Annotated in this window: 11 protein-coding genes and 1 tRNA gene; 4 read left to right on the top strand and 8 right to left on the bottom strand. The window is 56.3% G+C overall.

All coding sequences use genetic code 11. The features are described from left to right. Nucleotides 1-84: 84 nt before the first annotated feature. The 4 genes from BWI76_RS24610 to dhaK all read right to left on the bottom strand — a co-directional run bounded on the left by BWI76_RS24610 (nucleotide 85) and on the right by dhaK (nucleotide 4,946). On the bottom strand, nucleotides 85-1,734 hold the full coding sequence (locus BWI76_RS24610) for a glycerone kinase (protein WP_049086671.1): 1,650 nt from the start codon (nucleotides 1,732-1,734) through the stop codon (nucleotides 85-87). 66 nt (nucleotides 1,735-1,800) lie between these two features. Continuing rightward, nucleotides 1,801-3,222 carry a dihydroxyacetone kinase phosphoryl donor subunit DhaM gene (dhaM, locus tag BWI76_RS24605; protein WP_049086669.1) on the bottom strand — a complete coding sequence of 474 codons (1,422 nt, stop codon included), beginning with the start codon at nucleotides 3,220-3,222 and terminating at the stop codon, nucleotides 1,801-1,803. A gap of 10 nt (nucleotides 3,223-3,232) precedes the next feature. Next, entirely contained in the window at nucleotides 3,233-3,865 is a 633-nt protein-coding gene (gene dhaL, locus BWI76_RS24600) for a dihydroxyacetone kinase subunit DhaL (RefSeq protein ID WP_049086668.1), read from the bottom strand. A 10-nt stretch (nucleotides 3,866-3,875) separates the two neighbouring features. Next, nucleotides 3,876-4,946 carry a dihydroxyacetone kinase subunit DhaK gene (gene dhaK / locus BWI76_RS24595; RefSeq protein ID WP_024358698.1) on the bottom strand — a complete coding sequence of 357 codons (1,071 nt, stop codon included), beginning with the start codon at nucleotides 4,944-4,946 and terminating at the stop codon, nucleotides 3,876-3,878. 596 nt (nucleotides 4,947-5,542) lie between these two features. Between dhaK and BWI76_RS24585 the strand changes: the two genes are divergently transcribed. From BWI76_RS24585 to BWI76_RS24575, 3 genes are all read left to right on the top strand, one after another. Then, on the top strand, nucleotides 5,543-6,640 hold the full coding sequence (locus BWI76_RS24585) for a glycerol dehydrogenase (RefSeq protein WP_004135967.1): 1,098 nt from the start codon (nucleotides 5,543-5,545) through the stop codon (nucleotides 6,638-6,640). A 106-nt stretch (nucleotides 6,641-6,746) separates the two neighbouring features. Continuing rightward, entirely contained in the window at nucleotides 6,747-8,660 is a 1,914-nt protein-coding gene (dhaR, locus tag BWI76_RS24580) for a dihydroxyacetone kinase operon transcriptional regulator DhaR (RefSeq protein ID WP_049086672.1), read from the top strand. 137 nt (nucleotides 8,661-8,797) lie between these two features. Further along, a complete protein-coding gene (locus BWI76_RS24575; protein ID WP_071830695.1) occupies nucleotides 8,798-9,121 on the top strand; it encodes a DUF1889 family protein in 324 nt (107 codons plus the stop codon). An 86-nt stretch (nucleotides 9,122-9,207) separates the two neighbouring features. Here the strand turns inward: BWI76_RS24575 and BWI76_RS24570 are convergent. Further along, a tRNA-Ile gene (locus tag BWI76_RS24570) sits at nucleotides 9,208-9,283 on the bottom strand. Between the two features lie 124 nt (nucleotides 9,284-9,407). Between BWI76_RS24570 and mug the strand changes: the two genes are divergently transcribed. Continuing rightward, nucleotides 9,408-9,914, top strand: a complete 507-nt coding sequence (mug, locus tag BWI76_RS24565; RefSeq protein WP_024358695.1) for a G/U mismatch-specific DNA glycosylase — start codon at nucleotides 9,408-9,410, stop codon at nucleotides 9,912-9,914. 40 nt (nucleotides 9,915-9,954) lie between these two features. Here mug and BWI76_RS24560 read toward each other — a convergent pair whose 3' ends face one another. From BWI76_RS24560 to dnaG, 3 genes are all read right to left on the bottom strand, one after another. Then, nucleotides 9,955-10,617, bottom strand: a complete 663-nt coding sequence (locus BWI76_RS24560) for a TetR/AcrR family transcriptional regulator (protein WP_024358694.1) — start codon at nucleotides 10,615-10,617, stop codon at nucleotides 9,955-9,957. 242 nt (nucleotides 10,618-10,859) lie between these two features. Beyond that, on the bottom strand, nucleotides 10,860-12,704 hold the full coding sequence (rpoD, locus tag BWI76_RS24555; protein ID WP_004125383.1) for an RNA polymerase sigma factor RpoD: 1,845 nt from the start codon (nucleotides 12,702-12,704) through the stop codon (nucleotides 10,860-10,862). 273 nt (nucleotides 12,705-12,977) lie between these two features. After that, nucleotides 12,978-14,723, bottom strand: a complete 1,746-nt coding sequence (dnaG, locus tag BWI76_RS24550) for a DNA primase (protein ID WP_004872393.1) — start codon at nucleotides 14,721-14,723, stop codon at nucleotides 12,978-12,980. Nucleotides 14,724-14,947 lie beyond the last annotated feature (224 nt).

Below are 14,947 nucleotides of genomic sequence, written 5' to 3'. Positions count from 1 at the left end.
GCGATGCTGCGCATCTGTTCGGTTACCAGGTCCAAAGACGGCGGTGAACCCGTAGCCCTGCTAAGCGCAGCGCGAGCAGGGGAATTATTTCTGCGCCAGCGCTTTAAACACCATCGCCACCGCATGGGCGCCGGGGTCCATATTGCCGCGCAGGCTATCGCTGTTGAGATACGACGCGCGCCCGGCGTTGGCTTTGCTGGCGTGAAGCGTACGATCCGCGCCCGCCTGTGCCGCCGCGAAAGCGGCCTGCAGATTTTCCGGCTCGGCCGCCAGCGCCGCCAGTGCCGGCTGCAGGGCATCAATCATGGTCCGATCGCCTTCATCGGCGCCGCCGTAAAACTTCATCTGCGCCAGCCCGGCGTTTAGCGCTTCGGCGACGCTTGCCCCCTGTTCCAGCTTCTGCCCGGCGGCGGTAAAGAAAATTGACATCAGCACGCCGCTGGAGCCGCCCATCACCACCGTCAGACGCTCGCCAATCAGCGCCAATAGCGTAGCGAGGTTAGCCAACGGCAGCTGGCGACGCTGTAGCAAGTCGGCGATGTCGCGCGCGCCGGCGGCGAAGGTGGAGCCGGTATCGCCGTCGCCGACTTTGGCATCCAGCGCGTTGAGATCTGCTTCAAGATCGGACAGCGTGCCGGTCACCCGCTCGACGTAGTCCGCAACCACGCTATTCTCCGAGGGCTCAAACTCTACCCGGGTGCTGCGCAGCGACGACGGCATCACGCTGATTTCGCGCGGCTGCACCGGCGTCTGCCAGCCGGCGGTTTCTACCGCGGAAAGCAGCGCCTTCTCAATACTCTCTTCCAGCACGATGGCGGTGAGGGAGAAGCCTTTCATATCCAGCGCGGTCACCAGCGAAGCCGGGCCAATCAGCCAGTCGATACGCTGTTGCAGCGGCGTATGCGCCAGCTCGCGGGTCAAAATCGCCATTTCGGCAATCGATACGCCGCCGAGATTATTGATCATCACCGCCAGACGACCGGTTTCCGGCAGGGCGGCGCTGAGCTTCTCCGCCATCAGCGTAACGATTTCCGCGCTGTTCTGGGTCGCGATGACCGATGCGCCCGGTTCGCCGTGGATCCCCATGCCCAGCTCGGCCTGGTCCGCGTGATGGCGCGGGGCCGTTTCCGCATCCTGCGGCAGATGACAGCTGGCAAGGGCCAGCCCGAGGCTGAAGGTATGTCCGGCGGCATACTGCGCTTCGCGCAGCACGGTCGCCAGATTGTGTCCGCGTTCGGCGAAGTAGCCTGCCACTTTATGCACCAGAATCGTCCCGGCGATGCCGCGCGGATGTTTGTTGTCCGGCAGCGAAATATCATCGCCAACGATCAGCATTTCAACGTTATAGCCCATGCGGCGCGCCTTCTCCGCCGCGAGGCCGAAGTTCAGGCGATCGCCGGTATAGTTCTTGACGATCAGCAGACAGCCCGCGTCGCCGGTTACCGCCTGGATGGCGGTCAGCACCGCATCGACGCTCGGCGAGGCAAACAGATCGCCGCAGACGGCGGCGGTCAGCATGCCTTTGCCGACAAAGCCCGCGTGGGCCGGCTCGTGACCGGAACCGCCACCGGAGATCACCGCCACGTTGTTTTTGTCGAGATCGCGACGCACCACCACGCGAATGGCGGGATCGCTCTCCAGCCGCGCCAGGTTATTCCACGGGCTGGCGATAATGGTTCCTTCAATCACGTCGTTGACGAGGTTGGCGCGTTGATTAAAAAAGAATTGAGACATAACGGATCCTGAAAGTTAAGCGAGTTCCCGGAGGGGACAGCCTCCGGGGTGGAAAGATGGGGCAGGTTAGCCGCGAATCACGCGTTTGCCGGGAATATCAAGGGTGACGGTCTCGCCGTTTTGCAGCGTCGTCAGCACATCGCGCTGCTGGCAAAGCATCGCAATGCCCGCCTGGCGGGCGATAATCGCGCCGTGAGCGTGCTCGCTGCTCTCCTGCAGACAGATTCCCTTCACCTGACGGCCGTCGAGCTGCACGACGGTAGAAGGAAAGATATCGTCGGCTACGAGGATCGAAGGCGTGCTAAACTGCGGCAGTGCTTCGCTGCTCTCGTTAAGGTGACGCAGCGTGCGGTGCAAAATATCTTCAATATCAATATAGCGTGCCTGAAGGTAGGCATCGTCGAGATGGCGATATTGTTGGCTTAAATCGCTCAGCACCTGATGCCACGCCCACTCCGCGCTGCACTGCTCGTCGCGCACGATATCGCACGCTGCCGTATATAAATCAGGATCATCAAGCAGAGTATGATGCCCGGAGAAGATCGCCGCGATGTCGGCGGAATACTTCTCCTCCGCCAGGGCCGTCAGCGCGCTAAGATCGTCCAGCGTCCGATCAATAGCCCGTTTCAGGCGCAGCTGCTGCTGACCGATGGCGGCGCTCTTTTCCCGCGTAACGCTGTTCTGAGGCCGAGGGTAGAGCACGACCTGGCCCTGAATGCGGGCGGCATGGGTGGGCTGCAAAGCGGGGGTCGCCTCCGTTTGCTCGCCAAAGTTCTCCGCCGCCAGCGCCTGGAATGCCGCCAGCGCGGCGTCGGCGTCCGGGCCGCGGGCCAGCAGCCTTAAGGTATCGTTACGGCGCACCTGAAGCAGGGCGATTTGGTTGAGGCTATCCGGCGTGACGCACTTTCCCTCTTTCTCCAGCACCAGGTCGGCGTTGAATCCCGCCAGCGCGGCGACCAGCTTTGACGCCGGGCGAACGTGCAGGCCGTTAGGATTTTGAATCACTACGGAAACCGAGCGCGCGTCGCGGTCATCGGCCAGCTCGGCGGTAAGCGAAGGGGGTTGCGGTTGCGATGGTAACCCGAGCTGTACGCGCTTTGCCTCCAGCGCATTCATGGCGTCCTCAATCACCTTGTCGATGTCGGCCCCGGCGGCGGCGCTCACCGTCGCCGCCAGCGTCCCTTCAACCAGCGGCGCCGCGCACAGGCGGACCTTCGCCGCAATCGCCGGATCGAGCAGATCCAGCGCGGTTTCGGCGCTCAGCAGGGCGCTGCCAATATCCATCATTACCAGTACATGATCGGCGTCGGCGACGGATTCAATGGCCTCCATCACCTTAATCGGATCTGTGCCGATCGGGCTGGCGGGATCGTCAATGCCGGCGGCGATCGCCAGCTTACAGCCATCGTTCATTAACATCTGCCGGGCCAGTTCTCCGACACCTTCGCCCAGACGGGCGCTATGAGAAACAATAACCAGGTTTACCATCGCGTTTTCCTTACTCTTTAGCTGCTGCGGCCAGCATCTGAACCATAAACATCACCGAGGTTGCGCCAGGATCCTGATGCCCGATGCTGCGTTCGCCCAGATAGCTAGCCCGCCCTTTACGGGCCTGCATGGCGATGGTGGCGTTGACGGCGGCTTGCGCCTGTTCGCAGGCAGCATCAAGGGCGCCTGGTATCGACAGGTGCTGTTCGCTGGACTGGCGCAGCGATTCCACCACCGGCAGCCAGACGTCGCACATGGTTTTATCCCCGGGCTCGGCTTTGCCGCGATTCACCACCCCTTCCGCGCCTTCGCGGAAGGTCTGATAAAGCTCTTCCAGCGTCAGGCTCTGATGGGCCTGGGTCACCTGGGCGGCGCGAATAAAGAAGGTGCCGAACAGCGGGCCGCTGGCCCCGCCGACGTTGGAGAGCAGCGTCATACCGGTATTTTTAAGAATGAAACCAATGTCTTTATCGGCAATTGACGGCAGTTTTTCCACTACCTTGCTGAAACCACGATGCATATTCAGGCCGTGGTCGGCATCGCCGATTTCCCGGTCCAGACCGGTCAAAAAATCGCTCTCTTTCGTGAAGATATCGCCGCAGCGATAGAGCCAGTCTACGATTTGCGTTCTGCTTAATGACATGTCGTGTTCCTTATTTTCCCCAGTTCAGCGCCGGGGTGTGAACCGGGGCGTCCCATAATGCCAGCGTCTCGTCATCGACTTTTAACAGGGTGATGGAAAAACCCACCATATCCAGAGAGGTACAGTAGCTGCCGATAAGATTGCGCTCGATAACGATGCCGGTTTCCTCGCAGCGCTGCGTCAGACGGTTATAGACGCCGTAGAGTTCGGACAGCGGCGTGGCGCCGAGGTTGTTGACCAGCGCGATAACCCGATCGCCTTTTTGCAGCGCCTGCTTGGTCTGCGCTACCTCCTGCCACGCGCCTTTCACGTTGTCCCAGTGGCGCAGCGTGCGGCTATAGGCGCCGTTTTCCAGCAGGGTATCGAACATTTCGTCAACGGTGCGATCGAGGGAGGTGAAGCGGCGGCGGTCGATGCCCGGTTCGCCGTGAATGCCGACGCCGAACTCCATCTCATCGTCCTGCAGTTCGAATGAGGGCTGCCCGGCGGCCGGCACGGTGCAGGCGCCGAGCGCGATACCGATAGAGTGGCCGAGGTTGTTGAGCTTGCGCCCCAGTTCGGCGCAGGATTCCAGCGAGTCGCCGCGTTCGGCAGCCGCGCCTACCAGTTTTTCAATCAGGACGGTATTGGCCACTCCGCGCCGTCCGGCGGTGTAGAGGCTATCTTTCACCGCCACGTCGTCATCGACCACCACGGTGGTGACCTTAACGCCGCTTTCGTGCAGCAGCTCGGTGGCGGTTTCGAAGTTAAGAATATCGCCGGTGTAGTTTTTGATAATCAGCAGCACGCCTTCGCCGCCGTCGATGTTCATGGCGCACTCAAACATTTTATCCGGCGTCGGGGAGGTGAAAATTTCCCCCGGACATGCCCCGGAAAGCATGCCCTGGCCAATATATCCGCAGTGCATCGGCTCGTGACCGCTGCCGCCGCCGGAGAGCAGCGCCACTTTTCCGGCCACCGGCGCATCGGCGCGGGTCACGTAGACCGGGTCCTGGTGCAGCCTCAGTTCAGGGTGCGCTTTTGCCAGACCCGCCAGTTGTTCACTCAGGACATCTTCGACACGGTTAATCAGTTTTTTCATTGTTTATTCTCCGTCGGAGTTTCGATGCGGCCTCTCTGCTGATGGAGGCGGTCATCGTGTAGGGGTACCGCCTGACGAGGTGCGATATCGGGCGATGTAATGATTCTGGCTGAGTTACCGGGAAAAAAAATTGTGATAAAAGGAGTTTCATTACGAAACGTAATTATTCATTTTTGTTCCGAAATGAAACGCTTTTGCGCGAGGAAATGAAAAAATGCGAGCTAAAGCGACTATTTCATCTCGCTTCACCTGGCTGCAAGGTCTGCGTAAAGAAATAAATTTGCCCGTTCTTGCCGCCCATGACGCTGAAAAAGGCCGACGATCGTCCGGTTAGTGGCCTTCTTTTGCGTCGAAGGGGCGGATCGAGATCGCAATCCCACCGTTTCATGTGAATTCATGTTCCAATATGGAACAATAAAATTTATGTGCTGTTTCATATTGAGACAAAAACCGGAAAGATTTTTTTGCCCGCGGCTCGCCCTACAGTGATGGCATCGCTCAGGTAGCGCTTTCGTTCCCGCCTTGAATACATGGCCGGACGAGGAAATACCGGGGCCCATCATGTCAAAACATGCACTTATTTGAGGGTGAACGGAATGCTAAAAGTTATTCAATCTCCAGCCAAATATCTCCAGGGACCAGATGCATCCACGCTGTTTGGGCAATACGCCAAAAACCTGGCGGACAGCTTTTTCGTGATTGCCGATGACTTCGTAATGAAGCTGGCGGGAGAGAAAGTGCTGGAAGGTTTGCACAGCCACAACATTAGCTGCCATGCGGAGCGTTTCAACGGCGAGTGCAGCCACGTTGAGATCAATCGCCTGATCGCCATTCTGAAGCAGCACGGCTGCCGCGGCGTGGTGGGTATCGGCGGCGGTAAGACGCTCGATACGGCGAAAGCCATCGGCTACTACCAGAAGCTGCCGGTGGTGGTGATCCCGACGATCGCCTCCACCGATGCGCCAACCAGCGCGCTGTCGGTTATCTACACCGAAGCCGGTGAGTTTGAAGAGTATCTGATCTACCCGAAAAACCCGGATATGGTGGTGATGGATACGGCGATTATCGCCAAAGCGCCGGTGCGCCTGCTGGTGGCCGGGATGGGGGATGCGCTGTCAACCTGGTTTGAAGCCAAGGCCTGCTACGACGCCAGAGCCACCAGCATGGCGGGCGGCCAGTCGACGGCGGCGGCGCTGAGCCTGGCGCACCTGTGCTATGATACGCTGCTGGCGGAAGGCGAAAAAGCCCGCCTCGCCGCCCAGGCCGGGGTGGTGACCGATGCGCTGGAACGCATCGTTGAAGCGAATACCTACCTCAGCGGTATCGGCTTTGAAAGTAGCGGTCTGGCCGCCGCGCACGCCATTCACAACGGTTTCACCATCCTCGAAGAGTGTCACCATCTGTACCATGGCGAGAAAGTGGCCTTTGGTACCCTGGCGCAGCTGGTGCTGCAAAATAGCCCGATGGAAGAGATCGAAACGGTGCTGAACTTCTGCCATACCGTCGGCCTGCCGGTCACGCTGGCGCAAATGGGCGTTAAAGAGGGCATCGATGAGAAAATTCAGGCAGTCGCTAAAGCGACCTGCGCGGAAGGTGAAACCATTCATAATATGCCCTTCCCGGTCAGCGCGCAGAGCGCGCATGCGGCGATTCTGACCGCTGACCTGCTCGGACAGCAGTGGCTGGCGCGCTAATTTATCGTGGTCCAGCCCCGCCTCATTTAAACGATGGGGCGTTTTTTTCCCCCCTCTTGCGGTAGCCGCCGGAGGGGTTGTCGTTTATGAAACAGCGGAAATGGATATGACTGCGCAGACTCAGAGCTTTCCTTTGGTGATAACCCAGTCATGGCATCGCTGCAGCAAGTTTATGCAGCGGGAAACCTGGCAGACGCCGCATCAGGCGCAGGGGCTGACCTTTGAATCGATTTGCCGGCGCAAGACCGCGCTGTTGACGATTGGTCAGGCGGCGCTGGAAGATGCCTGGGAGTTTATGGATAACCGCCCCTGCGCGCTGTTTATCCTTGATGAGTCCGCCTGTATTCTCAGCCGCTGCGGCGATCCGCAGACCCTCGACCAGCTGGCGGCGCTGGGATTTCGTGACGGCAGCTACTGCGCGGAAAGCATTATCGGCAGCTGCGCGCTCTCGCTGGCCTCAATGCTCGGGCAGCCGGTCAAAACGACGGGCGAGCAGCATTTTAAACATGCGCTGCACGGATGGTCGTTTAGCTCCACGCCGGTGTTTGATAACCACGGGCGCCTGTTCGGTTCCATTTCCCTGTGCTGCCTGATCGAAGAGCAGGCTTCGCCGGATCTCTCCCTGACCCTGGCTATCGCGCGGGAAGTCGGTAACTCGCTGCTGACCGACAGCCTGTTGTCAGAGTCGAATCGCCATCTTAATCAGATGTACGGTCTGCTGGAGAGTATGGATGACGGGGTGATGGCGTGGAATGAGCAGGGAGTTTTGCAGTTTCTTAACGTGCAGGCCGCGAGGCTGCTGCATCTTGATGCCCAGGCCAGCCAGGGGAAAAACATCAATGAACTGGTGACGCTCCCGGCCCTGCTGCGCCGGGCCATTAAGCACGCGCGCGGGCTGAACCATGTCGAAGTGACCTTTGAGAGCCAGCATCAGTTTGTCGACGCCGTGATTACGCTCAAGCCGATCGTCGAAGAGCAGGGCAACAGCTTTATTCTGCTGCTGCATCCGGTCGAGCAGATGCGCCAGCTGATGACCAGCCAGCTTGGCAAAGTGAGCCATACCTTTGAGCAGATGTCGGCGGACGACCCGGAAACCCGGCGGCTGATTCACTTTGGCCGCCAGGCGGCGCGCGGCGCTTTCCCGGTGCTGCTGTGCGGTGAAGAAGGGGTGGGTAAAGAGCTGCTCAGCCAGGCGATTCACAATGAGAGCGAGCGGGGCGGCGGGCCGTATATCGCGGTCAACTGCCAGCTGTATGCCGACAGCGTCCTGGGCCAGGATTTTATGGGCAGCGCGCCGACGGACGATGAAAACGGTCGCCTTAGCCGTCTTGAGCTGGCCAACGGCGGGACGCTGTTTCTGGAAAAAATTGAATATCTGGCGCCGGAGCTGCAGTCCGCGCTGCTGCAGGTGATCAAGCAGGGGGTATTAACCCGTCTGGACGCCCGTCGCTTGATCCCGGTGGACGTCAAAGTGATCGCCACCACTACCGTCGATCTTGCCAATCTGGTGGAGCAAAACCGCTTTAGCCGCCAGCTTTACTACGCGCTGCACTCTTTTGAAATCGTTATTCCCCCGCTGCGGGCGCGGCGCAACAGTATCCCCTCGCTGGTGCACAATCGCCTTAAGAGCCTGGAAAAACGCTTTTCCTCGCGGCTGAAGATGGATGACGATGCGCTGGCGCAGCTGGTGGCCTACTCCTGGCCGGGCAATGATTTTGAGCTGAATAGCGTTATCGAGAATATCGCCATTAGCAGCGATAACGGCCATATCCGTCTGAGTAATTTGCCGGAATATCTGTTTGCCGAGCGGCCGGGCGCCGACGCGGGGTCATCGCTGCTGCCCGCCAGCCTGACCTTTAGCGCCATTGAGAAAGAGGCGATTATCCACGCCGCCCGGGTGACCAGCGGTCGGGTACAGGAGATGGCGCAGCTGCTGAATATTGGCCGTACCACGCTGTGGCGAAAAATGAAGCACTACGATATCGATGCCGGTCAGTTTAAGCGCGGACGTATGGAGTAGTTTCCTGGTGACTGGTGCGGAATAGTCGAGTAGAAAAGCAGCACGCAAGCGTTTAGCTGCGGTCTGAATCAAAGAAAGGCAACGATCTCTTTGATATCCCGGCAAAGATGGGTCCATAGTGTAAGCATGTTCATTACGTGGTTAATTTTAAGGATAAGAGCATGCCAACAGCAATCGATAAAGCCCTGGATTTTATTGGTGGTATGAACACCTCGTTGTCGGTGCCGAATACTATGGATGAAAGTACCGCGAAGGGAATTTTGAAGTATTTGCATGAATTAGGCGTACCGGCGAACCCTGCCGACGTCACGGCCCGGGGTGAAAAGGAGGGATGGGATGCCGGGTTCACGGAAAAAGTCGCCGGATGGGCGGACAAAATTGCCTCCGGTAAGCGGATCGTCATTAAAAACCCGGAATTCTTCACCGTCTATATGCGCGAACAGCTGCAGGCGCTGGTGTAACCTGACCTCATTTTAAGCGGCGGCGCCGGATGGGGCTGCATAATGCAAAAAAGGGCTGACGATTTCTCGTCAGCCCTTGCTGTATCTGGTGGCCCCTGCTGGACTTGAACCAGCGACCAAGCGATTATGAGTCGCCTGCTCTAACCACTGAGCTAAGGGGCCGTGGCGAAGGATTATAAAGTAACTGTTCCCCGCAATCCAGCCTAAAACGCACGCCTGCTGTTTTTATAAACAACGCATTTTCAATCCTTTATAATGACCTTTTAGGTATTGAGCTGGGGAAAATATGATTAACGATATTCTGGCGCCGAACCTGAGGGTCGTCTTTTGCGGTATCAATCCGGGGAAGTCTTCCGCCCATACCGGTTTTCATTTCGCCCATCCGGGAAATCGCTTCTGGAAGGTGATTCACCAGGCCGGGTTTACCGACCGTCTGCTGAAGCCCGAGGAGGAACTTCAGCTGCTGGATACTCGCTGCGGGATCACCATGCTCGTCGAGCGCCCAACGGTGCAGGCCAGCGAGGTCGAGCTGCTGGAGCTCCGTGACGGTGGCCGGGAGCTGGTCAGAAAAATGGAAGAGTATCAGCCGTATGCGCTGGCGATTCTCGGTAAACAGGCCTTCGAGAAAGCGTTTCAGGTACGCGGCGTAAAATGGGGTAAACAGCAGGTGACCATAGGCGCGACGGAAGTATGGGTGTTGCCAAATCCCAGCGGGCTCAACCGGGCGACGCTGGATAAGCTGGTGGAGGCCTACCGGGAGCTTGACGAGGCGCTGGCAACGCGAGGGCTTTAAGGCACTGCGGACGACTCTGCGCTGGCTAAAGCCTGAGGCTTTAGCCAGCTTTTGCGTTATCGCTAATATTCCCTTTTTCTATCATTAATAGTACTGAGTTAAAAGCGAAGTCGAGAAAGGATTTACGGTCTTTTTCAAGGTGACGTAAAAGATAGGATTCTCTATGTGAGGATTTTTCTACGAGTCCGGTCAGGCAGAGCCAGAACAGCATCGTGACGTCCGCGGCGGGAGCATTCAGCGCGATCTCTTTTTTTTCGGCGGCGTCGGTAATTTGCGCGGCGATAATATGGTTTATCTGCTCACCAATCATAGAGATACTTTTCAACGCTTTATTGTTTTTAGTGATTTTTTCAGAACTCGCGATTTTGCCTGTAATAGCGGGAAAATAGGCAATGCTCGCTTCGTGGAGAGCGATCAGCGCATGGCATAGCTCGCGATAAAAGTCGCGAAATGAATTTTGCCGATTGGCTATTTTTAGCACCTCCTGATGGAAATGCTCCATTCCCTGAAGGATAAGATGATCCAGAATATCTTTTTTATTTTCAAAATAGGTATAAAGCGTTGTTTTGCTAAAACCCGTTTCATGGGCGATCACATCCATGGTGGTATTTTCTATTCCGCGACTGAGAAATAAGGTATTAGATGTGGTTAAAATAACCGTTCTATTAAAATCAGCCAGCTGAATTTTACGCTTGCTATTCATTCCATTTCCCTATGATTTATCTTCCGTTTTAGGCCCTATGGGCTATCCATAAACCCATAGTACAAACGTAAAACGGTGAGTCCAGTTGTTTATCTGCCTATAAAGAAGTAATTAAGAATATGGCCTGAATATATTTTTAAGGGTTTTATATTTTGATTTTAATATTTCTTAAATAAATGATTACCGTTCAGGCATAAAAAAAGCCAGTCATTTGACTGGCTTTTTGCGGTACGCGGCGATAATTAATCGTCGAGGAAGCTACGCAGCACTTCAGAGCGGCTCGGATGACGCAGTTTACGCAGCGCCTTCGCTTCGATCTGACGGATACGTTCGCGGGTAACGTCGAACTGTTTACCCACTTCTTCCAGCGTGTGATCGGTATTCATGTCGATACCGAAGCGCATACGCAGGACTTTCGCTTCTCGGGCGGTCAGGCCAGCCAGAACGTCATGGGTGGCGGCGCGCAGGCTCTCGGTGGTGGCAGAGTCCAGCGGCAGCTCGAGGGTGTTATCCTCGATGAAATCTCCCAGATGCGAATCTTCATCGTCGCCAATCGGCGTTTCCATGGAGATCGGCTCTTTGGCGATTTTCAGCACCTTACGAATTTTATCTTCCGGCATCAGCATACGCTCGGCCAGCTCTTCCGGCGTCGGCTCGCGGCCCATCTCCTGCAGCATCTGGCGGGAAATACGGTTGAGCTTGTTGATCGTCTCAATCATATGCACCGGAATACGGATGGTGCGCGCCTGGTCTGCGATAGAGCGGGTGATCGCCTGACGGATCCACCAGGTTGCGTAGGTGGAAAACTTATAGCCGCGGCGGTATTCAAACTTATCAACCGCTTTCATCAGACCGATGTTGCCTTCCTGGATCAGGTCGAGGAACTGCAGACCGCGGTTGGTGTATTTCTTGGCGATCGAGATAACCAGACGCAGGTTCGCTTCAACCATCTCTTTCTTCGCACGGCGGGCTTTCGCTTCACCGATGGACATGCGACGGTTGATATCTTTTACCTGCTCAATGGTCAGGCCGGTCTCTTGCTCAATCTGCTGCAGCTTCATCAGGCCGCGCTGGACGTCTTCTTTTACGTCAAGCAGCTTCTCTGACCACGGCTTGTTCATGGCGATGGCCGCGTTGAACCAGGTTTCGCTGGTTTCGTTGCCAGTGAACAGAGTGATGAAGTTTTTCTTCGGCATTTTGCACTGTTCAACGCACAGCTTCATGATAATACGTTCTTGAGTACGAACGCGATCCATCATGACACGCATGCTGTTAACCAGGTAATCAAACTGCTTCGGCACCAGACGGAACTGTTTGAACACTTCAGACAGCTTGAGGATCTCTTCCTGCGCTGCGGCGTGGCTACGACCTTTCGCTTTGATGGTGTCGCGGGTCAGTTCGTACTGCGTACGCAGTTCGGCGAATTTCTCGCGCGCCAGCTCAGGGTCGATGCTGTTGTCGTCATCGCTGCTGTCGTCGTCTTCTTCTTCATCTTCGTCTTCGTCGTCATCCATCTCTTCCTGAGAGAGTTCAGAACCGACGTGAGTGGCGGTTGGCGCCAGATCTTCTTCAGCGTTCGGGTCGACAAAGCCGGTGATCAGATCGGACAGGCGCGCTTCTTCCGCTTCAACGCGATCGTACTGCTCCAGCAGATAGGTGATCGCTTCCGGGTATTCCGCAACCGAGCACTGGACCTGGTTAATCCCGTCTTCGATGCGTTTAGCGATGTCAATTTCGCCTTCGCGCGTCAGCAGTTCGACGGTACCCATTTCGCGCATGTACATACGCACCGGGTCGGTTGTGCGTCCGATTTCAGACTCAACGCTGGAGAGAACCTGCGCGGCAGCTTCTTCCGCATCTTCGTCGGTATTGTTGTTCGTTTCAGCAAGCAAGAGATCATCGGCATCCGGTGCTTCTTCCATCACCTGAATGCCCATGTCGTTGATCATTTGGATGATGTCTTCGATCTGGTCGGAGTCGACGATATCTTCCGGCAGATGGTCATTGACCTCGGCATAGGTCAGATAGCCTTGCTCCTTACCACGTTGGACAAGAAGCTTCAGCTGTGACTGCGGGTTTTGCTCCATAAGACGGTATCCACACTTAATTCGTTTGATTGGTGTAAGCAGGCGAACTGCCAACATTTAAAGCGAGGGCGTACTTATATTATTGCCGCTGCGCCTCGAGCGGCTGTCGGGGTCTTCCCGAACGATATTCGGCAGTTAAGCCGTTAAATACGTCATCCTTCAAGTTGTCTTAGCGTTAGCTGCGTTCCTTCATCCTGGTCATGGATTTATGTTTCCTTCCAGGAGTTCGTTCTCTTGCTGCCTTGATACAACTTGAATGATTTAATCTTTCGCTTATTTTTTGGCCAGTTCCTGGCTGATAGTCCAGAGCTCCCGGCGTTCTTCACTGCTTAAACCGTGCGTGCGGTCGCGAGCTATCAACTCTTCTTGCCGCAGTTCCAGCAGTGAATCAAACATATGGTTGAGCGAGTCGGTGAAGGTTTTTTCAGCAATATCCTTATCTGCTATATCGTCCCACATCGACAGTTTTTCAAGGGTTGCGGCTTCATTTGTGCCGCGATACTGCTCTAAAAGCAGTCCGGTAGTCAGGCCCGGCTGTGCTAAACAGGTTTTAACCAGTTCGTTGAACAAACCAAGCCCGGGCATTTTACGCGGGTCCAGCCCTTCGAGAGGCGGTACCAGCGGGGCCAGGTCCGGGTTTTGTACCAGTAGTCCTATCAGTATACGCATGGTCGTGCGTTTTAGCTGCGGAGCAGGGCGCTGGATGCCATTTTCAGACTGTTTTGGCATTAAACGTTCAAGCTGCGCATCGTCTAAAATCCCCAGCTTATTGCCTAACTCCTGACGCAGATAAATGCGCAGCGTTTCGCCCGGTACCTGAGTTATTAGCGGCAAGGCTAACGTACTCAGCTGCGCGCGTCCGTCCGGGGTGCTCAAATCCACCTGCGGTAGCAGGCTGTTGAACAAAAACGTGGAGAGCGGCTGAGCCTGCTCCATCCGCGCTTCAAATGCGGCTTTCCCCTCTTTGCGCACCAGCGTATCCGGATCTTCGCCATCCGGCAGAAACATAAAGCGTAGCTGACGCCCGTCGGTCATATACGGCAGCGCCGTTTCCAGCGCGCGCCAGGCGGCATCGCGGCCAGCCCGGTCGCCGTCGTAGCAGCAAACCACCTGATTGGTGACCCGGAACAACAGCTGAATATGGTCAGCGGTCGTCGACGTTCCTAACGACGCAACGGCATAGTTGATGCCGAATTGCGCCAGCGCCACCACGTCCATATAGCCTTCGACCACCAGCAGGCGGGACGGTTCAGCGTTGTCCTGCTGCGCTTCATAAAGACCGTACAGCTGGCGGCCTTTATGGAAAATATCGGTCTCCGGGGAGTTCAGGTACTTCGGCAGAGCATCACCCAGCACGCGACCACCAAAACCAATCACCCGGCCTCGCTTATCGCGGATGGGGAACATCACCCGTTCGCGGAAGCGGTCGTAACTGCGCCCCTGATCGTTCGTGACCAGCATGCCTGCATCAATCAGCGACTGGCGATTTTCTTGATTACCGCCAAAACGTTTTAAAACGTTGTCCCAGCCGGGAGGGGCGTAGCCAATCGCAAAGCGCGTAATGACCTCACTGCTTAAGCCGCGTTTTTCCAGATACTGGCGCGCGGGGTCGGCGGCGGGTTGCATCAGAGACTGTTGATAAAACGTGTTCAGACCATCCATCAGCTGATAAAGATTTTGCCGCTGATGGCGCTCAATCTGGCTGGGCCCGCTACCTGCTTCATACGGCACGTCAAGATTATGCATGGCGGCCAGCTCTTCGACGGTTTCCACGAACTCGAGCTTGTCGTAGTTCATCAGGAAGTCGATAGCGTTGCCGTGCGCACCGCAGCCAAAGCAGTGGTAAAACTGTTTTTCACCATTGACGGTGAAAGAGGGGGTTTTTTCGTTATGGAACGGACAGCACGCGTGATAATTCTTGCCCTGCTTTTTCAGCTTTACCCGGGCATCGATCAGATCGACGATGTCGGTGCGCGCCAGCAGGTCATTGATAAATACTCGTGGGATTCGTCCAGCCATATGCCCCGTTTTATACACTTGAGCCTTCAGATTGCCTCTGCGTTGGCTAAATTCGTTCACCCCTGCCACTTACTTGAGTAAGCGCCGGGACTCACTCCCTTGCTGCCTGAGTGCATCCTGAATGATGTCGTGTATATGCTAATGCATAAACGAAAATAAGCCGCGCATTCCTTTCGGAAGCACGGCCTTACAACTACAACTCGGTCTGAATTGAGAGCTATGCT

The sequence above is a fragment of the Klebsiella sp. M5al genome, assembly GCF_002090195.1.
In the GTDB taxonomy this organism is placed as follows: Bacteria; Pseudomonadota; Gammaproteobacteria; order Enterobacterales; family Enterobacteriaceae; genus Klebsiella; species Klebsiella grimontii.
This window is presented reverse-complemented; position numbering and strand designations above follow the sequence as displayed.